This window comes from Marivirga tractuosa, assembly GCF_042140215.1.
Lineage (GTDB): Bacteria > Bacteroidota > Bacteroidia > Cytophagales > Cyclobacteriaceae > Marivirga > Marivirga tractuosa_A.
The window spans coordinates 2705480-2724144 of sequence record NZ_CP159478.1 but is presented as its reverse complement, the minus strand read 5'-3'; the positions used below and the strand labels follow the sequence as shown (position 1 = coordinate 2724144).

Below are 18665 nucleotides of genomic sequence, written 5' to 3'. Positions count from 1 at the left end.
AAGATATCACTTAAAACCTAATACTTATAACTTAAAACTTATAAAAAATAAATGTACTTATTCGGAGCGAGCGGTCATGCAAAAGTGATAGTTGATATTCTTTTATCAAAAGGTGTTCAGGTAAAAGGGTTTTACGATGAGGATGAAAGCAAAAAAGAGCTATGGGGAATTCCAGTCTTAGGGAAGACCAAAGATTTTAATGATCCGGTTGAAGAATGTATAGTATCCATTGGTAAAAATGATACTCGAAGAAAAGTAGTTGAAAAGTTAAGGGATGCAGAATTTACCACTGCTGTTCATGACAAATCAAATATAGGTTCTCATGTAGAAATAGGAGAAGGAACCGTAGTGATGGCTGGTACAATTATTAATGCAGACACAAAAATAGGAGAGCATGTAATTATCAATACATCCGCTAGTGTAGACCATGATTGTATTGTAAATGATTTTGCACATATTGCACCTAATGCGTCTCTTTGTGGTGGAGTAGAAATAGGGGAAGGCACATTAATAGGTGCAGGGGCAACTATTATCCCCTTAGTGAAAATTGGTAAATGGTGTACTATCGGAGCTGGTGCTGTGGTTGTGGAAGATGTGCCAGATAACTCGGTAGTCGTTGGAAATCCTGCAAAGATTATTAAAAAGACATAATTAATGACAGAAATTGCAATTTATGGAGCTGGTGGTTTTGGCAGAGAAGCGAATTTGATTGTTCAGCAACTTATCAAAAAGGGCTATCCCTATCACTTTCTAGGTTTTTTTGATGATGAAGATAAATCAGTTGAATTAGGGAAATTATATTTAGGGAATACTGAAAAGCTTAATAATTGGAAAACGCCAATTTCCGTTGCTTTGGCAATAGGAAATGGAAAAACTAGAAAGAAAGTAGTGAGTAGAATTACGAACCCAAGAGTGGAATTTTCCAAAGTGGTATCTCCTTATGCAATTTTTAATGATATTATAAATATTGGGAAGGGAAGCATCGTTTGTGCTGGAGCTAATTTGACTACAAATATTGAGGTTGGAGAATTTGTAGTGGTAAATCTAAATGCCACTATTGGACATGATTGCCAATTAGGAGACTTTAGTTCAGTAATGCCTGGGGCAAACTTAGCAGGAGATGTTAAACTCAAAGAATGTGCATTTGTGGGAAGTGGTGCTAATGTTTTAAATGGTATAGAGATGGCTGAAAATTCTGTTTTAGGTGCAGGTGGAGTGCTCACTAAAAATCTTGAAGTAAATAAAACAGCTATTGGTGTACCCGCAAAAATTATAGAAAAGTGAGTTTGTATCAAGACTTTAAACCCTCCATTTTATTCCTAGCCAAGTTTATTGGTTTTTACATAGTACTGAATGTAGCCTATGGTTTTTATCTGGATGCCTCCAAAGGGGAAGCAGATTTTATGACGAAGTGGGTAACTGAACAAACAGCTTGCATAATTGATGTATACGAAGATAAAATTGCTACAGGACCAAAAGATGATTTGAAAAGTATTTATATCTTTAAAGATAGTCAGGCTATTCTATCAGTCTACGAAGGCTGTAATGGCTTAAATGTAATGGTGATTTTCGTCTCCTTTTTGATTGCCTATGGCAAAATAGGTACAAGAATGTTATGGTTTATTCCTTTGGGAATAGTAGTTATTCATTTATTCAATATTCTAAGAATTTTGCTCTTGTTTCATGTTACCATTTCCATGCCTGATTTTCTTTATTTTAGCCATAAATATTTATTTACAGCCTTTATTTACATAGCGGTATTTGGTATGTGGGCACTTTGGATTTTTAAGGTCAATGAAAAATAAGGTGTGGTTAGAGCCAAATAAAAGAATAAGGATGTTTCTGATATTCATCAGTTTAACGGGATTGGGAATAATTTTTATCACTCAACGTTTTGACTATAGTTTATTGATTTCCGATAATTTAAGTTCTCAAAATCAATTTATTATTAATAGGACTATTCGTTTTCTGCTAAATGATAATTTAGTGCTACTATTAATTTATGCCATTTTTTATGATCAAAAATATGTGAAATTTGGATTGGCAGTTGAGGCTGTGGGTTTTTTCTTTTTATTGATCCCATATTTTATTTTGAGATTTAATACTCCAATTGATCATATGTACATTAGCTTTATCCACAGGTTGATTATAAATCCTACATTGATGGTATTGTTGATTCCAGCGATCTATATTCAGAAGATTAAAAATTGAAATAATAACTTTCAATAAATTGTAACCCCTTCTTTGTTTAGCAGTTAGAAAAGACATAAAAGTCATCTAAAGTATTAATGTCGAAATTAAAGAATATACCATATTCTATATTAGAATTAGCTAGTGTAGGTAAAGATATAAGTGTCAAAAAAACTTTTGAAAATAGTCTTAATTTAGCTCGAAAAGCTGAAGAATTAGGATATAACAGATTTTGGTTGGCCGAGCATCATAATATGGTTAGCATCGCCAGTTCCGCTACAGCTGTTTTAATTGGTCACATTGCAAGTGGCACGCAAAAGATCAAAGTAGGGTCAGGTGGAATAATGCTACCAAACCATTCTCCACTGATCGTTGCGGAGCAATTTGGAACTCTTGGAAGTATTTATCCTAATAGAATTGATCTAGGATTAGGAAGAGCACCAGGCACAGATCAGACAACAGCTCACGCCATTCGTTCGGATAGAATCCAATCAGTGTATAAGTTTCCTGAAGAGGTCAAGGAGATTCAGCAATATTTTTCCCTAGCTAATGCTAATTCAAAGGTTCGTGCTACTGTAGCTGAAGGAGTAGAAGTTCCTATCTTTATATTAGGTTCGAGTACGGATAGTGCTCACTTAGCTGCGAAAAATGGGTTGCCTTATGTTTTCGCTTCTCATTTTGCACCTACGCAACTTTTCGAAGCTTTAAATATTTATTATAATGAATTTCAACCTTCAAAATTCTTGAAGGAACCTTATACAATAGCGGGAATAAATGTTATTGCTGCTGAAACTGATGAGGAAGCTGAGAAATTATCTACTTCCATGATAAGGATGATGCTTGGGGTTATGACAAACAACTTAGATTATATGCAGCCACCAACAGAAATGACATCCGAATTAAAGGAATTGTCAATGCACCCTGCATTTCAAAAAATGATGGAATTTGCTTTTGTAGGAAGTAAGGAAAAAGTGCAGAGCCAGACAGAAGATTTTATTAAGAAAACAGGAGTAGATGAAGTTATTGTAGCTTCACATATTTACGATCATGAAGCTAGGGTGAATTCTTATAAAATTTTCTCTGAAATTATGAAAGGAGAGATTGTTGAGAATGTTTCCTGAGTTAAACCACTAAACTTTTTTTAACCACAGAGGACACGGAGATTTTCACGGAGTTACACAAAGAAAACCTTAGTGAACAACTTAGAGTAACTCGTATGTTCAAGAATTATTAAAAATATAAGTATTTTTAATAAAGCAATTAGGTAAAGTGAGAGCAGTATTTGTGAACAAACAAGCTAAGAGCTATGTTCTCGCAAAGATATTCCTCACTTTGTTTTTACTCTTTTTAAAATCCGAACCAGAATCAAAAGAATTTCATCAATTGAAATATCTTGTATTAACACGAGACAGGAGCCAGAAGAGTATCTTATTGCTATTGTGGAACTAAACTTTAAAGCCATGAAAGTACTTAGACAATGCTGTGGAATCGATGTTTCAATGGATACTCTGGATGTCGTTCTGATGACCCTCCAAGAGGATTTTGAATTAAAAATTGTATCAAGTGGTCAGTTTGCCAATACCAAAAGGGATATTAAGAAATTGATGAATTGGGTTAAAAGACATCAACTTAATGATCTTCCTCTTCAAGTAGTCATGGAAGCAACAGGTGTTTATCATGAGCAATTGGCTTACGCGCTTTACGATAATGGTTTTGAACTTGCCGTTGTTCTGCCCAACAAAGTAGCTAATTATTGCCGTAGCACTGATGTGAGGCGCATAGACGATAAAATCAGTGCAAGGCACATCGCTGAATTTGGTTTATTAAAAAAGATAGACAACTGGACAAAACCAGATGCCTCTTTATTGAAATTAAAAGGTCTGAGCAGAGAACGAGAGCAATTACTCAATGAAAGAACCAGGGCCAAGAACCAACAACATGCCAAAGAACACATGGCAGAAGTCGATAAGTTTACATTAAAAAGAGCCAAGCAACACATTAAGTTCTTGGATAAGCTGATTGACCAAGTAGAAACTCAAATGAAAGACATAGTCGATCAAACCCCATGGTTAAAAAAGAAAATTAATTACATATGCTCCCTAAAAGGAGTTGGCTTTATTACAGCAACCATTGTAATAGCAGAAACAAATGGCTTTAACCTTATCAGAAACAGCCGTCAATTGGTATGTTATGCCGGTTATGACATCAACAACAAACAATCTGGAACATCGGTTAACACCAAAGCTAGAATTTCCCACAAAGGAAATAAACATATTAGAAAAGCACTCTACTTCCCAGCATTAACGGCAGTCCAACATGATGAGCCATTAAGTAATTTTTATAACCGTCTGTTCGACAGACAAAAGATTAAAATGAAAAGCTATGTGGCCGTGCAAAGAAAATTGCTGATACTGATCTATACACTTTGGAAAAAAGAAGAAAGATATAATCCAGAATATTGCAAGGATAAATTTTTATTAGAGCAGCCCCGAGAGGCCGCCCTAACCGAGCTGGATCAAGTCCGCTCTTGATTTGTTTTCCTAATTGTAAATTTAATGAAAAATCATTTGGTTTTCAACACAGAATCTTTGTGGTTAGAAAGAAACTCTGTGGTTACCTCAGCGGTTTCAGTAAGTCTTCCAGTCCGTTGGTTTTAATAACCCAGAGCGTTTCCATTTGCATGCCTAATTTTCCGGGAGGGAAACCATCTTTTCTTTTGAACCACTCAAGATAGGAGACAGGTAAATTGCAAAGTAAAGTGCCCTTATATTTACCAAAGGGCATCTTTACTCTGACTAAATCTTTTAAAATTTCAGGATTAAGTCCTTCCATTACTTTTTGAAAGTGCTTGCAACTACCAAATCTTTTGTTCCATGGCTGTAATCGTAAAACCCTTCACCAGATTTAGCGCCTAATTTCCCAGCTTGCACCATATTGATAAGCAGCGGGCAAGGTCTGTATTTAGGATCACCTAAACCATCATGCAATACATTTAAAATGCTTAAACAAACATCCAAACCAATGAAATCAGCTAATTGCAATGGACCCATTGGATGAGCCATTCCTAATTTCATCACGGAATCAATTTCTTTCACGCCTGCAACGCCTTCGAATAAGCTAAAAATAGCTTCATTGATCATCGGCATCAATATTCTGTTTGCAATAAAACCAGGATAGTCATTCACTTCTTCAGGTATTTTGCCTAATTTTTTAGACATTTCCATGATTCGCTGAGTAACTTCATCAGAAGTCGAATAACCACGAATAATTTCCACTAATTTCATGACCGGCACTGGATTCATAAAGTGCATTCCAATCACTTTTTCTGGTCTGTTGGTAACTGACGCAATTTTAGTAATTGAAATAGAACTAGTGTTGGATGCTAAGATTGTTTTCTCATCGCAAACCTCATCTAGTTCCTTAAAGATTTTTAGTTTTAAATCTGTATTTTCAGTTGCAGCTTCCACTACCAAGTCTGCACCTTTTGCGCCCTCTTTTACTGATGTGAAAGTAGTGATATTATTAAGCGTTTCAGTTTTCTTGGCTTCGTCTATTTTTTCTTTTTTTACTTGTCTGTCCAAGTTTTTAGCGATAGTAGCCATTCCTTTTTCAAGAGCTGCTTCACTTATGTCAATTAAAGAAACTTTAAAACCATTTTGAGCAAAAACATGCGCTATGCCATTACCCATTGTTCCCGAACCAATCACTGCTATATTTTCCATAGTATATTTTAATTTATTTTTAGCTGTGGCAAAGATATAAAATCTACTTAGTACCCATAACCCGCTTTGGTAAAAGATGTTGAAAAAGTTTCAAGATTTCCACCTAATGTTAAACCTAGCAACTTGTTAACTTACCAACATACTGGTCTGACCTTCGGTACTGACCCAATCATCCCACATCCATCATCAAACTTTCTAACACATCAACACCTCAAAACATATACACTTCAACACTTGTAGTCCATTCATCAAACAAAACTGTGCAGGACAATAAAATTATATTAATTTCGTGCTGTATTGAATATAAACCATAAAAAAGATATATGAGAGTATTAAAACTATCGGTTTTGATGTTTTTAGGCGTAATGACCAGCCTATTTGCACAACAACCTCAAGAAAACAATCAGGATTTATTTGAATTTTTCGGTGATCGCAGCGGAAATGAATATAGATCCGCTTCTGGAAAACCAGGACATAATTATTGGCAAAATAGTGCTGATTATAAAATTGATGTCACTCTGAACGAGGAAGACGAAATGATTACTGGTAAAATCACTATCGATTATGTAAACAATAGTCCTGAAAAATTGGAATTTGTTTGGTTACATTTAGAACAAAATCGATTTACTGAAACCTCAAGAGGTACTTTAACTACTCCAATCCAAGGAAACCGCTATACAGGTGATATGGATGGTGGTTATAATATTACCAATCTTAAAGCAGTAAGTGGAAGAAGAGGAAATCCATCAAGCGAGCATATTATTAATGATACTAGAATGCAGGTTTTCTTTGATGAACCAATTGCAGCTAAAGGAGGAACCGCAACTATTAGCATGAATTTCGAATATAAAATCCCTGTAAAAGGAATGGATAGAATGGGTCAGCTGAAAGTTGACGATGGAACTATATTTGCTATGGCACAGTGGTATCCAAAAATGGTGGTTTTTGATGATGTTAGAGGATGGAATACTGAACCATACTTGGGTGCAGGAGAGTTTTATTTAGAATATGGTGATTTTGAATATAATGTAACAGTTCCATATAATCACATTGTAGTAGGTTCTGGAGAATTATTGAACCCAAAGGATGTTTTGACTTCTGAGCAGTTAACTAGAATGGATAAAGCAGCTAATAGTGATGAAACTGTTCATATTATTACTGCTGAAGAAGTAGGAGACCCTTCAATAACAAGACCTAAGCAATCAGGAAATTTAACCTGGAAATTCAAGATTGAAAATGCTAGAGATGTAGCTTGGGGTTCTTCACCTGCCTTTATTTGGGATGCAGCTAAAATTGATTTACCGAGCGGTAAAAAAGCTATGGCACAGTCAGCTTACCCAAAAGAAAGTGATGGAGAAGATGGATACGGACGATCTACTGAATATTCAAAAGCTTCTATAGAGCATTACTCTAACAAGTGGTATGAATATCCTTATCCTAATGCGGTAAATGTAGCGGCTGATATAGGCGGAATGGAATACCCAGGATTAAACTTTTGTGGATATCAGTCTAAAAATAAATCATTATGGGGAGTGACTGACCATGAGTTTGGTCATAACTGGTTTCCAATGATTGTGGGAAGTAATGAGAGGTTATATGCTTGGATGGATGAAGGATTCAACACTTTTATCAATTTCTATTCTTCAGAAGAATTTAATGATGGTGAATTTGCGGATGATTTGGATGAGACCAGAAGTTATGTTGGTTGGTTGACAAGTGAGAACAGAGAGAAAATAGCTACTTATCCTGATGTTGCTAATACAAGAAATTTAGGAATGATCGCTTATATGAAGCCTGCAATGGGACTTTTAATGTTGAGAGAATATATTCTAGGCCATGAAAGATTTGATAATGCTTTTAAGGCGTATATCAACAGATGGGCATATAAGCACCCAACTCCAGGTGATTTCTTTAATACAATTGAAAATGTAGCAGGGGAAAGCCTTTCTTGGTTTTGGAAAACTTGGTTTTATGGAAATGGAAACATTGACCTAGCAATAGATGGTGTTTATCCTTATCAAGGAAGTTATTTAATAGTTTTAGCCAATAAAGGTGAAGTCCCAATGCCAGTGAAAATGAAAGTAACTTATAAAGACGGTACTGATGAAATGATAGATCTGCCAGTTGAAATTTGGCAAAGGGGAAATTCATGGAATCATTTACTAACTTCAGGAAGTAAAGAAGTAGAAAAGATCGAAATTGATCCTAATAAAATTCTTCCAGATATTAATGGAAGCAATGATGTTTGGCCAAACCAATATTACGAAGATTAAGTTTCATTCAAAAGCTCTCCGATCAAAGGGAGAGCTTTTTTTATTCTATTTTTGGAACAAAAGGGGGTTCATCTGTATTGCAAAGTGCAACTTGTTCTATGGATAAATAATACTTATTCAGTCTGTTTTTGTATCGCTGACCTACCAAATCATGATTTAACACCCATTCTTTTGTTGCTATAATTTCATCTCTAAAGCCTCTTTGAATTGCTATATAATCTGCTTCATGTTCGGCTTTCATTTTAAAGGAATTTGAGAAAACATACTGTAATCCGTACCTGATCATACCAAAATTTGAATAGGACAGGTAGTCAACTAAGTGTCCTAATTCATGTGCAAACCAGCCAGTCATAACACTTCGAGGCACCTCTGCTACCTTTAAACTGTCACTATTACTAACATATACACCTAACATTATTCTGTATCTTTTCACCCCATTGAAAATATTTTTAAGTGATATAATGGGCTGAGCTTGCATAGTAGAAGATTTTACTCTCTTTTGATGTAGTGTTATAGAATAGTCATGTAAATCTTCATATTGACTTAAAGCTTCCAAGAAACTTTCCTTTAATATATCGCTTTGGACTTTTCTGAATTTTACTTTCATACACTCTTTATAACGTTTGACATTTTTGATTGTTTATTATTCCAATTTTTGAAATAAAACTAACTGGATAGTTGTGTCAAAGTAATTTTTATGATAATTTGAAACTTTGTAACAAAATAAAAACTTAAAATTATGCCTAAAATGAAATCTTTAGTGATCGCTTTCTTGCTGTTTGTAGCAGTAAGTCCAGTATGGTCACAAAATTCAGAAATGAAGAAAGCCTTAGAGAAACCGATTCCATTGGATCCTAAGGTGAAAGTAGGACAATTAGAAAATGGTTTGACCTACTACATTCGCCAAAATGAAAAACCTGAAGACAAGGTAGAATTTCGTTTGGTTATTAATGCCGGCTCCATGCAGGAAAACGACAAACAATTGGGCCTAGCTCATTTTACTGAGCACATGGCGTTTAATGGAACCGAAAATTTCAAAAAGAACGAATTAGTAGATTATCTACAGTCTGCAGGTGTAAAATTCGGTGCTGATTTAAATGCTTATACTAGTTTTGATGAAACAGTATACATTCTGCCAATTCCTACAGATGAAGAAACATTGGATAATGGTTTGACTGTACTAGAAGATTGGGCAGGAGGATTGCTGATGACTGGAGATGAGATTGATAAAGAAAGAGGGGTTGTTTTGGAGGAATGGAGATTGGGACAAGGAGCAGGTCAAAGAATGAGAGATGAATACTTTCCTGTTTTATTTAAAGATTCAAGATATGCTGAAAGACTACCGATTGGCAAAAAGGAGATTTTAGAGAATTTCGAATATGAAACTCTCCGTTCATTTTATGAGAATTGGTACAGACCTAATTTGATGGCAGTTATTGCAGTGGGAGATATAGACCCAGTAGAAATGGAGAAGGAAATCAAAGCGCGATTTGGTGATTTGCAAAATCCTAAAAAGGCAAAAAAGAAAAAATTGTATGAAGTGCCTGCTCATGAAGAAACCTATGTTAGCATTGTAACAGATAAAGAGGCTAATTTCAATCAGATTCAACTCTATTATAAGCATGATAATGAAGAAATGAAAACATTATCGGATATGAGAAGAGATTTGGTTTATAGCCTATATAATGGAATGCTAGGTCAAAGATTAGATGAGTTGAGGCAATCAGCTAACCCACCATTTTTATTTGCTAGTACTAGCTTTTCTCAAATGGTTAGAAATAAAAGTGCCTATTCTTCTTTTGCTGTTGTTGGTGAGAATGGTTTCGAGAGAGGAGTGCAAGTGTTGGCCGAAGAGAATAAGCGAATAAAAGAGCATGGATTTACAGCATCTGAACTGGATCGCTATAAAAAGAATTTTTTAAATAATGCTGAAAAGCGGGTTAAAGAACTGGACAAGACCGAATCAAACAGATTTGCAAGTGCCTATATCCAACATTTTTTAAGTGAGAACCCTATTCCAGGTTCAGAATTTGAATTCGAATTTTATCAAAACTTGATCAACACTATCACTTTACCTGAGATTAATATGCTGGCTAGCAAATGGGTGACGGATGAAAATAGGGTTGTAGTGCTTACAGGAGCTGAGAAAGAAGGAATGGAAATGCCAAGCGAGGAAGAAATACTTACCATTCTGGAGGAAGTAGAAAATTCTGATTTAGAACCTTATAAAGATGAAGATGTAGCTGAAAGCTTCATGACTACTGCTCCAAAAGCAGGAAAAGTGCAAAATAAGGTTTTGCATGATGAGCTTGGTGTTACAGAACTTGAACTAAATAATGGAGTTAGGGTAGTCCTTAAGCCAACGCAATTCAAAAATGATGAAGTTAAGATGCGGGCCTATAGTTTTGGTGGCCATAGCAAATACGAAATGGAAGACTATTATTCTGCCTCTAATGCAACTTCTTTAATCACTGAAGCAGGAGTTGCTGATTTCTCAAATACCGAGATCAAAAAAATGCTTTCTGGTAAAACGGTAAGGGTAAGTCCTTATATTTCAAGCTTATCAGAGGGTTTTAGAGCAGAAGCAAGTCCACAGGATTTAGAAGAGATGTTCCAGCTTACCCATCTTTACTTTACGGCACCAAGAATGGATGAAGAAGCCTTTGGTTCTTACGTAAGTAAAAATAAGATGCTCTATGGAAATTTGATGTCTAACCCTCAATTCTACTATAGTGATAAGTTAAGCATGATTCTTTCTCAAGATAATCCAAGAGGTGGTGGATTTCCAAAAGCAGAGAATTTAGATAAAATTGATTTCCAAAGAGCTTATGATATCTATAAAGACCGATTTGCAGATGCTAGTGATTTTACTTTCGTTTTTGTTGGTAATTTTAATGTGGAAGGAATCACTCCAATGATAGAAGCCTATTTAGGAAGTTTACCAACTTTAGAAAGAGAAGATGATTGGGTAGATTTAGGTATCAGACCTCCAAAAGGAGTGGTGAAAGAAGAAATCATAAAAGGAACTGACCAAAAAAGTTATGCTACTATCTTATACCATGGAGATACGGAATATGATAAGAATAAAGCTTACCATTTGAAGTCTTTAGGTGAATTAGTAACAAACGAATTGCTAGATATTCTAAGAGAAGAGAAAAGTGGTGTCTATGGAGTAGGTGCTTTAGGTAGCATGCAAAGATTACCTGAGAGTCGCTATTCTTTTAGAATCGCTTTCCCTTGTGAACCTGAGAATGTTGATGATTTAGTAAATACTACTCACGAAATATTAGCTGATATAAAAGCAAATGGGATAAAAGAAGAGGATTTAGATAAGGTGAAAGAAGCACAACTTAAAGGACTTAAAGAAAATTTAAAAAAGAATGATTACTGGTTGAACAGGCTATATGATTTCTATTATTATGATGATGATTTAAATAATTTCATAGTCACTGAAGATAAGATTCAATCATTAAAAGCAGATGATCTAAAAGTGGCTGCAAATGAATTCTTAAATGAAGATCAATTTGTAGAAGCAATTTTATTACCAGAAGAAGAATCTGCAGATTAAATTACAATTAAGCTGAAAATGCAAAAAGCTGTCTCAATTTTTTTGGGGCAGCTTTTTTTATGACAATATCTTCTGTAGGCCAACGACTAGTCAAAATTAATTATGTCTTTGGCGCATATTAGTAATGGAATACTAAATTTTGCTCCTAAAGCAAGCTGAAATTTTTTCCAGAGAAACTATTAGACTTCGGTATTGACTAATTTCCATTTTGGGAATTAAGAGGCTTTCTCACTTCAAACTTCTAACTTATCGCGGTACAAAGACTGGTGTAGCAGTTCATCAGATTTATCCATCATCCAACACCTAACAAATACCCATTTTCCTACTTCGAACTCCCAACTTATACAATACTAAACCAAATCTCATCCCCAGGTTTCAATTGGGCTAGTTGGTCTAAATCCTCATTGATAATATTGGCAATTCTAGGGTAACCGCCAGTTGTCTGGGCGTCATTTAAAAGGATAATTGGTTGACCGCTACCAGTAAGCTGAATAGTTCCTGGGATAATTCCTGATGAAATCATCTCTGTTCTTTCCTCGGCTGATGCTAAATCAGTTTTTAATCTGTAGCCCATTCTATTAGCATCTTGAGAAATTTCATGACCTTGTCCAAAAAATCTGGCTATTGCTATTCTAGAAATGCTATCAAATTCAGGGCCAGGGGTTACTCTTAATCTAATCCTGTGTGATAATATTGGAGTGTGACTATTTTTATCCCAGCTTCCTGTCTTATTCAAATGAGCGGAATCTATTTTTAATTTTGAACCCTTTTGGATAATGCTTTCGGGAGTGGCCTCGGGTGCTTGCAATAATGGACTCACACTTCCTTTCCATTTCCTGGCTTTCCATTCCCCTGCAATGGCTAAATAAGCCCTACAACCTGATTTCAGTTTACCAAATTTTAAAACAGATCCACTTTTCAGGTAAACCGCAGTATTATTTTCAACTAACTTACCATCACAATAGAGCTCGAAAGGTGCACCTGTCAGAGCAATTAAAGCATCTGAATCAAATATAATCTCTGGGCCAGTCATGGTAATTTCTAAAACGGGTACATTTTTTTCGTTTCCTACTAAATGATTTGCCATTTCTGCAGAAGTCCTATCCAAAGCGCCCCCAACAGGAACTCCTAAATGTTGTAATCCAGCTCTTCCATTATCCTGAAGAGTAGTTTGAAGACCTGGTTTAAGGAAGGTTAAGGTGAGATCATTTGCCATTTTGCTGCAAGGTTTTAAATGTTTCAGCACTAATTGATTTAAATTTTACTTTATCGCCCATTTTAATTAAAAAAGCATTTTCATTTAGCGGATTAAATATTTTAAGTGGGGTCCGTCCAATGAGTTGCCAACCTCCAGGCGCATTAGTAGGGTAAATGCCTGTTTGATTTCCAGCAATAGCTACACTTCCTTCCTTCACTTGCTTTCTCGGAGTCGATTTTCTTTTGCATTCTAAGCCTTTAGGAAGCTGTCCTAAATAGGGGAAGCCTGGGAGGAAACCCATCATATAGACATCATAAGTTTCAGCAGTATGCAGGGATATTATTTTCTCTGGTTTGATTTTCATCTCTTTTGCAAGTGATTCTAAATCAGGAGCAAATTCTGGTTCATAGCAAACAGGGATCTCAATAATTTTAGTATCAGTATTAATTTTATCAACCTTGATTTCCAATTTCTCGATTTTTGATTTTATGCTTTTAAAATCTGTGAGCTGATGATCAAAAACAACTGTGATAGAACAATAGGCAGGGATTTGATACTTGACTTCTTCAAATTCATTAATAGATTGGAAATAACCTTTTACTAAATTATGAATTTTAGCATCTATTTTTTGCTCAAAATTGATAAGCAAAGCACTAATTCCATATGGTTTTATTTCAATCATAGTTGGATGCATTTAACTGTGATGGGTTGGTCTAATTGATGGATGGCTTTTAAAATTTCTTCTGCTAATGGGTTATCCCCATGAATACATAAACTATCCACTTTCATTGGAATTCGTTTTCCGATGGTCGTTTCAACCTCTCCATTTTGAGCTATTGAAATAAACTGATTTATACTAGCTTCAACCGATTCTAATACAGCTCTTTTCTCCTTCCTAGGCATCAAACTCCCATCATCTTGATAGCGCCTGTCCAAAAAGCCTTCTCTAATAAATCGAAAACCAGACTGTTGAGTGATTTCCTGAAAAGGGCTTCCTGCTAATCCCATAATTGCTAAGGCAGGATTAATTTCTTTGACTGCTGATAGGAATGTATTAGCTTCTTTTTCATCATGGGCAATGGAATTATATAATGCGCCATGAGCTTTAATGTATTTTAACTCACCTCCAAGGGCTTTTACCATGCCCATTAAGGCTGAGATTTGATATTTAACTGAGGCTTTTAATTCTTCTTCAGAGAGTAAAATTTTTCTTCTACCAAAGCCCGCTAAATCAGGATAGGAGGGATGAGCTCCAATTTGCACCTTATATTTCAAGGCTTTTTTGATGCTGTTTTCTATATGCAAGGGATCGCCACCGTGAAATCCACAGGCAATATTGCATGAACTTATATGGGGAAATACCGCATCATCATTTCCCATTATAAATTGACCAAAACTTTCTCCTAAATCACAATTAATATCTATTGAACTCATTTTTTAGATTATATTATTCCTAAAGCAGTAAATATGCTTTTTAAGCCTAATAGTAAAGTTACAATAATTACCACAACGCCTATTACGTTAATGAGTTTTGAATTTACATGATTTCCCATGAGTGCTCTATCATTCACTATCCATAAAAGATAGACTGCTAAAATGGGCAATAACAATCCATTGGCAACCTGTGCAAAAAGGATAAGAGCTGTCGGGCGAAAGCCTAATGAAGCGATAATGATTCCAGTAAATAAAACAAATGCCCAGACCATTTTGAATTTTTTGTTTCTCAATCCATCTTTCCAATCTAATATTTCAGATGTGGCAAAAGCTGCAGCCAATGGAGCGGTAATGCTGGAAGAAAAACCAGCAGCTAAAAATCCGAATGCAATGAATTGAGTTGACCAATTACCCAAAATGGGTTGTAATTGCTCTCCTAAGGCTCCAATCCCATCTATTTCTTGAGGATTTCCTTCAAAAGCTACTGCAGCAGTTATCATTATGGCCATGGTAATCAATCCACCTAAGCTTACTGACAGAATAGTATCTAGTCGAGATAGTTGAAGAGAATCTCCTGTTTTCCATTTGGTTTTGCTGGCCGATGCATGTAGGAATAAATTATAGGGAACTACAGTAGTACCAATCAATCCCACTACCATTAAGCCTGCCTTTTCAGGGATTACTGGAATGAAAAGTCCTTTTATAATTTCAATTAAGGAAGGTTGTAGAAGTATGGTAGCAAAAATGAAAACTATGCCCATAACGCTTACTAATAAGACTAGGAAGCGTTCGATGTATTTGTATTTACCTAGAAATAGAAGGATAAAAGCTGTGATTCCGATAAAGATGAGCAATAAATTAATTCCGAATATTTCAGGAAAATCTTCAAACCCCATGACAGCTCCAGCTAAATTACCTGATTCATAAGCAGCATTTCCAATTACTATTGCGCTTATAACCAATCCGAAACTTAAATACCTTAAAAATTTATTAGTGGATTTTTTACGAATTGCCTCTCCTAAGCCCATTTTTGCTTGAGTACCCAAACGGGCTGTCATTTCTTGCAAAATTATGGTGGCTAAAATTGAAAAGAGCATAGCCCAAAGCAGGGTATAACCATATCCTGCACCAGCCATGCTAGCTGTAGTCACCGTTCCAGGTCCGATAAAAGCTGCAGCCACTATCATTCCCGGCCCCAATTGCTTTAATTTTTTTAGCATTCACTTTTTTGCTAAAAGTTAAGGAAATTATTGGGAGTGAGAAAAATGAAATATGGAGAAGCTTATTTTTTCTTCTTTTTTGAAGGTTTAATGATATTTTTCATATCTAAGTAATCAGATATATCCTCTCCTTTATCAAATTTGGAGTCAAATTCAGTTGCTTTTATAGTTGGCTTTTTCATTTTTAAATGTTTTAGCAATTACCATATTTATTATAATTTTCTCAATTGACAGCAAAGGAACAGTCCCACCTCTCAGTGGAACCAATGATATTAAGTTAAGGCCAATTTTTCGCTTTAGCGAAAAAACTTTTGTTTTCTTTTAAATCTATTGTGGTTAAAATTTATATTTTTTAATCAGTACAAGAGGGCTACAAATCTTAACATAATAATATTTTCGGCTGATTTTGGAGGCTGTCTTTTAAGCAGCCTCTTTGCCCTCCTTATCAAAAATACTACTATCATCTGCAAACTTTTCAATCAAGTTGATATCCAATCTATCAGTTAAGCTTTTAGAATAATGAAGTTTCTTTAATCTTAAACCTTTATCAACTAAAAATTCAGCCGGGATGGTATTAAGTGACTCCTGTTCTTCAGGCATATTCATGGGAACCCCTGTAAACTTAGCTTTAATTGCGGTTTGAATAAAGCTTGTGATATGGCTATTTCTAGATATTTTTTTTGATTCCTCTAATCCATATTTAGCATAAATCTCTTTTTCAGGATCAGAAATTAATGGGATTGGAGATACTTCCTTATGAAATGTACTTCTTAATAACACACTTTCTTTAGATTCAAAAAAGAAAATCATTTCAAGGCCTTTTGCTTTCAATTTTTCATGAACCTTAGTGAGTGCATGTACCCTTAAATTACAAAATGGGCATCCTGCATGCCGAAAGAAACCTATGAGTAACTTTTTATCTTTATAATCTTCCAAATTGATTTGACGTCCAAAAATATCTTTTTTATTAAATAATGGAGCTAATGCTGTTGTGTTAAGTGCCATATAAATATTTATATTTTAAATGTATAGACAAATGAACGAAGAATAGCATGATTTTGGTTTTAATTTCATCGATAAGTCTTAATCTTTTGACGAAATATTTAAATTCTCCTTAACTTTGCACTTTATGTCGACAAAAGTTGTGGACATCACTAAATAAATGTGTCACCAAAGCAGGACTGTGAACCCTGTGAAAACGTGAATTATGAGCAAAAAAGGAAGAGTATTAGTAGCCATGAGCGGTGGAATAGACAGCTCATTGGCAGCCGTTCTATTACATGAACAAGGCTATGAAGTCATTGGGATGACGATGAAAACCTGGGATTATGCCTCTTCAGGCAGTTCCAAAAAGGAAACAGGCTGTTGCAGTCTCGATTCCATAAATGATGCCCGAAACTTAGCAGTGAATCTGGGCTTTCCCCATTACATCTTGGATATCCGTGAGGAATTTGGCGATTATGTCATCGACCATTTTACGGATGAGTATTTGGCTGGAAGAACTCCTAATCCCTGTGTCCTTTGCAATACGCACATAAAATGGGATTCATTATTGCGTAGGGCAGATAAACTGGGATGTGATTACATTGCCACTGGCCACTATGCGAAAGTGAGAGAAGAAAACGGCCGTTATATCATCTCCAGAGGAAAGGACTTGAACAAAGATCAATCTTATGCACTTTGGGGTGTTTCTCAAGAAAGCTTAAGTCGTACAATTTTACCTTTAGGAGATTTGACAAAACCCGAAATTCGTAAAATGGCCGAAGACAAAGGCTTTTATGAATTAGTTAATAAATCTGAATCTTACGAGATCTGTTTTGTGCCTGATAATGATTACAGAGGGTTCTTAAAAAGAAGAGTTGAAGGTTTGGAAGAAGAAGTTAAAGGCGGAGAATTCGTATTAGAAGATGGCACTGTAGTCGGGACTCATGAAGGTTATCCTTTTTACACTGTTGGACAAAGAAAAGGACTGGGAATTGCTTTGGGCTATCCAGTTTATGTAACTGAAATCCAAAAAGATAAGAATAGAGTAGTGTTAGGAACCTTCGATGAGTTGTCTAGAGACGGGATGTATGTTAAAAATTTGGTAATGAGTAAATATACATCTTTAGAAGACCGATTAGATACCATAACCAAAGTGAGATATAATGACGATGGTGCTCCAGCCGTAATTGAGCAGGTAGGAGATACCATGAAAGTCTTTTTTGGAAATGGAATTCCTGCAATTGCTCCTGGGCAAGCAGCAGTATTTTATGAAGGTGATGATGTAGTAGGCGGTGGCTGGATACATTCATCATTCAATCAACAAAAAATAAAAAATGAGGCTTTATCTAATTCTATTTAGTCTCATTATAGTTTTCACTTCCTGTGAAAATTCAACTGTAGCTCCAAATGAAGAGATTTTGGGGCTACAGTTTTTTCCTATTGATTTTCAAAATATAGACAGATATTCGGTTGAAGAAATCAATTACAATAATGATGGATCAATTGATACAAGCCGTTATATATTGCAAGATGAATGGATTGATTCTATAGCTACTGATAATGGAGCTAAATTAGAAGGCTACCGATTTAGAATTAATGAAAATGGTAATAAAGAAGTCGTTTCTACTATAGTAAAAAACCGCACATCCAATTTAGCAAAATTAAAATTAGGCAATTCTGAAGAAATAAAAATCAGTTTTCCAGTAGCGGAAGGAAAAAGTTGGAATGGAAAGCCACAGGAATTTGAGGAAGATGAATTCCATATTTTCGGTGCCTTCCAATCTTATGAATTAGGTGACTCCACTTTTGAAAACACAGTTCAGGTCATACAGGAAGATAACCAAGATTCAATTTCTAACTACGATCAAAGAATTGAAGTTTTTGCTGCTAATCTAGGTATGATATATAAAGTATCCTCTCAATTGGAATTTTGCAGAGATACAGAATGCCTCGGACTTCAAGAAATTGAATTTGGAAGGACTGTTCGAATGAGAAGGCAGTTAGATTAAAGTATCAAGTATTTAGAATCTGGCTGAAAGAATTTAAACTTTTATTTCTATTTTTATCAACCATATT

18 protein-coding genes are annotated in these 18665 nt (G+C 35.2%); 10 read left to right on the top strand and 8 right to left on the bottom strand.

The genetic code is table 11. The annotated features are described in order from the left end of the window. Positions 1-51 precede the first annotated feature (51 nt). The 6 genes from ABWH96_RS12260 (at position 52) to ABWH96_RS12235 (ending at position 4721) form a co-directional block, all read left to right on the top strand. Positions 52-651, top strand: a complete 600-nt coding sequence (locus ABWH96_RS12260) for an acetyltransferase (protein WP_375577822.1) — start codon at positions 52-54, stop codon at positions 649-651. A 3-nt stretch (positions 652-654) separates the two neighbouring features. Next, positions 655-1284, top strand: coding sequence for a NeuD/PglB/VioB family sugar acetyltransferase (locus ABWH96_RS12255; protein WP_375577821.1), 630 nt, complete (start codon positions 655-657; stop codon positions 1282-1284). Beyond that, positions 1281-1805, top strand: coding sequence for an exosortase family protein XrtF (gene xrtF / locus ABWH96_RS12250; RefSeq protein ID WP_375577820.1), 525 nt, complete (start codon positions 1281-1283; stop codon positions 1803-1805). The genes ABWH96_RS12255 and xrtF overlap by 4 nt, the downstream gene beginning before the upstream one ends. Then, positions 1795-2211, top strand: coding sequence for an exosortase F system-associated protein (locus tag ABWH96_RS12245; RefSeq protein ID WP_375577819.1), 417 nt, complete (start codon positions 1795-1797; stop codon positions 2209-2211). Before xrtF ends, ABWH96_RS12245 begins: the two co-directional genes overlap by 11 nt. Positions 2212-2288: 77 nt before the next feature. Further along, the gene (locus tag ABWH96_RS12240) at positions 2289-3311 is read left to right on the top strand and encodes an LLM class flavin-dependent oxidoreductase (RefSeq protein ID WP_375577818.1); all 1023 of its coding nucleotides are present in this window, start codon (positions 2289-2291) and stop codon (positions 3309-3311) included. 339 nt (positions 3312-3650) lie between these two features. Then, positions 3651-4721 carry an IS110 family transposase gene (locus ABWH96_RS12235; RefSeq protein ID WP_375577817.1) on the top strand — a complete coding sequence of 357 codons (1071 nt, stop codon included), beginning with the start codon at positions 3651-3653 and terminating at the stop codon, positions 4719-4721. A gap of 82 nt (positions 4722-4803) precedes the next feature. Here ABWH96_RS12235 and ABWH96_RS12230 read toward each other — a convergent pair whose 3' ends face one another. Next, the gene (locus ABWH96_RS12230) at positions 4804-5022 is read right to left on the bottom strand and encodes a DUF3820 family protein (protein WP_013452715.1); all 219 of its coding nucleotides are present in this window, start codon (positions 5020-5022) and stop codon (positions 4804-4806) included. Beyond that, positions 5022-5912, bottom strand: a complete 891-nt coding sequence (locus tag ABWH96_RS12225; RefSeq protein WP_375577816.1) for a 3-hydroxybutyryl-CoA dehydrogenase — start codon at positions 5910-5912, stop codon at positions 5022-5024. The genes ABWH96_RS12230 and ABWH96_RS12225 overlap by 1 nt, the downstream gene beginning before the upstream one ends. 323 nt (positions 5913-6235) lie before the next feature. Here ABWH96_RS12225 and ABWH96_RS12220 point away from each other — a divergent pair, with 323 nt between their 5' ends. Continuing rightward, entirely contained in the window at positions 6236-8185 is a 1950-nt protein-coding gene (locus ABWH96_RS12220) for a M1 family metallopeptidase (RefSeq protein WP_375577815.1), read from the top strand. 40 nt (positions 8186-8225) lie between these two features. Here the strand turns inward: ABWH96_RS12220 and ABWH96_RS12215 are convergent, their stop codons facing one another. Further along, a complete protein-coding gene (locus tag ABWH96_RS12215) occupies positions 8226-8792 on the bottom strand; it encodes a hypothetical protein (RefSeq protein WP_375577814.1) in 567 nt (188 codons plus the stop codon). 132 nt (positions 8793-8924) lie between these two features. Here ABWH96_RS12215 and ABWH96_RS12210 point away from each other — a divergent pair, with 132 nt between their 5' ends. Beyond that, on the top strand, positions 8925-11753 hold the full coding sequence (locus tag ABWH96_RS12210; protein WP_375577813.1) for a M16 family metallopeptidase: 2829 nt from the start codon (positions 8925-8927) through the stop codon (positions 11751-11753). A 340-nt stretch (positions 11754-12093) separates the two neighbouring features. On the opposite strand, the gene ABWH96_RS12205 is transcribed toward ABWH96_RS12210, so the two are convergent. The 5 genes from ABWH96_RS12205 to ABWH96_RS12185 all read right to left on the bottom strand — a co-directional run bounded on the left by ABWH96_RS12205 (position 12094) and on the right by ABWH96_RS12185 (position 16610). Next, positions 12094-12969, bottom strand: a complete 876-nt coding sequence (locus ABWH96_RS12205; protein ID WP_375577812.1) for a biotin-dependent carboxyltransferase family protein — start codon at positions 12967-12969, stop codon at positions 12094-12096. Continuing rightward, positions 12959-13633 carry a 5-oxoprolinase subunit PxpB gene (pxpB, locus tag ABWH96_RS12200; protein ID WP_375577811.1) on the bottom strand — a complete coding sequence of 225 codons (675 nt, stop codon included), beginning with the start codon at positions 13631-13633 and terminating at the stop codon, positions 12959-12961. The genes ABWH96_RS12205 and pxpB overlap by 11 nt, the downstream gene beginning before the upstream one ends. After that, on the bottom strand, positions 13630-14385 hold the full coding sequence (locus ABWH96_RS12195) for a 5-oxoprolinase subunit PxpA (RefSeq protein ID WP_375577810.1): 756 nt from the start codon (positions 14383-14385) through the stop codon (positions 13630-13632). The genes pxpB and ABWH96_RS12195 overlap by 4 nt, the downstream gene beginning before the upstream one ends. Before the next feature lie 8 nt (positions 14386-14393). Then, the gene (locus tag ABWH96_RS12190) at positions 14394-15605 is read right to left on the bottom strand and encodes an Nramp family divalent metal transporter (RefSeq protein ID WP_375577809.1); all 1212 of its coding nucleotides are present in this window, start codon (positions 15603-15605) and stop codon (positions 14394-14396) included. A gap of 420 nt (positions 15606-16025) precedes the next feature. Continuing rightward, positions 16026-16610 carry a redoxin domain-containing protein gene (locus ABWH96_RS12185; RefSeq protein WP_375577808.1) on the bottom strand — a complete coding sequence of 195 codons (585 nt, stop codon included), beginning with the start codon at positions 16608-16610 and terminating at the stop codon, positions 16026-16028. Positions 16611-16812: 202 nt separating this feature from the next. On the opposite strand from ABWH96_RS12185, the gene mnmA reads away from it, so the two are divergent. Both mnmA and ABWH96_RS12175 read left to right on the top strand, forming a co-directional pair. Then, entirely contained in the window at positions 16813-17949 is a 1137-nt protein-coding gene (gene mnmA / locus ABWH96_RS12180; RefSeq protein ID WP_375577807.1) for a tRNA 2-thiouridine(34) synthase MnmA, read from the top strand. After that, positions 17924-18598, top strand: coding sequence for a hypothetical protein (locus ABWH96_RS12175; RefSeq protein ID WP_375577806.1), 675 nt, complete (start codon positions 17924-17926; stop codon positions 18596-18598). Before mnmA ends, ABWH96_RS12175 begins: the two co-directional genes overlap by 26 nt. Positions 18599-18665 lie beyond the last annotated feature (67 nt).

What these genes read in the sequence shown, in the direction of transcription:
- ABWH96_RS12260 (WP_375577822.1), top strand. Translation starts at nt 52, where the DNA reads ATGTACTTATTCGGAGCGAGCGGTCATGCAAAAGTGATAGTTGATATT.
- ABWH96_RS12255 (WP_375577821.1), top strand. Translation starts at nt 655, where the DNA reads ATGACAGAAATTGCAATTTATGGAGCTGGTGGTTTTGGCAGAGAAGCG.
- ABWH96_RS12245 (WP_375577819.1), top strand. Translation starts at nt 1,795, where the DNA reads ATGAAAAATAAGGTGTGGTTAGAGCCAAATAAAAGAATAAGGATGTTT.
- ABWH96_RS12240 (WP_375577818.1), top strand. Translation starts at nt 2,289, where the DNA reads ATGTCGAAATTAAAGAATATACCATATTCTATATTAGAATTAGCTAGT.
- ABWH96_RS12235 (WP_375577817.1), top strand. Translation starts at nt 3,651, where the DNA reads ATGAAAGTACTTAGACAATGCTGTGGAATCGATGTTTCAATGGATACT.
- ABWH96_RS12230 (WP_013452715.1), bottom strand. Translation starts at nt 5,022, where the DNA reads ATGGAAGGACTTAATCCTGAAATTTTAAAAGATTTAGTCAGAGTAAAG.
- ABWH96_RS12225 (WP_375577816.1), bottom strand. Translation starts at nt 5,912, where the DNA reads ATGGAAAATATAGCAGTGATTGGTTCGGGAACAATGGGTAATGGCATA.
- ABWH96_RS12220 (WP_375577815.1), top strand. Translation starts at nt 6,236, where the DNA reads ATGAGAGTATTAAAACTATCGGTTTTGATGTTTTTAGGCGTAATGACC.
- ABWH96_RS12215 (WP_375577814.1), bottom strand. Translation starts at nt 8,792, where the DNA reads ATGAAAGTAAAATTCAGAAAAGTCCAAAGCGATATATTAAAGGAAAGT.
- ABWH96_RS12210 (WP_375577813.1), top strand. Translation starts at nt 8,925, where the DNA reads ATGCCTAAAATGAAATCTTTAGTGATCGCTTTCTTGCTGTTTGTAGCA.
- ABWH96_RS12205 (WP_375577812.1), bottom strand. Translation starts at nt 12,969, where the DNA reads ATGGCAAATGATCTCACCTTAACCTTCCTTAAACCAGGTCTTCAAACT.
- pxpB (WP_375577811.1), bottom strand. Translation starts at nt 13,633, where the DNA reads ATGATTGAAATAAAACCATATGGAATTAGTGCTTTGCTTATCAATTTT.
- ABWH96_RS12195 (WP_375577810.1), bottom strand. Translation starts at nt 14,385, where the DNA reads ATGAGTTCAATAGATATTAATTGTGATTTAGGAGAAAGTTTTGGTCAA.
- ABWH96_RS12190 (WP_375577809.1), bottom strand. Translation starts at nt 15,605, where the DNA reads ATGCTAAAAAAATTAAAGCAATTGGGGCCGGGAATGATAGTGGCTGCA.
- ABWH96_RS12185 (WP_375577808.1), bottom strand. Translation starts at nt 16,610, where the DNA reads ATGGCACTTAACACAACAGCATTAGCTCCATTATTTAATAAAAAAGAT.
- mnmA (WP_375577807.1), top strand. Translation starts at nt 16,813, where the DNA reads ATGAGCAAAAAAGGAAGAGTATTAGTAGCCATGAGCGGTGGAATAGAC.
- ABWH96_RS12175 (WP_375577806.1), top strand. Translation starts at nt 17,924, where the DNA reads ATGAGGCTTTATCTAATTCTATTTAGTCTCATTATAGTTTTCACTTCC.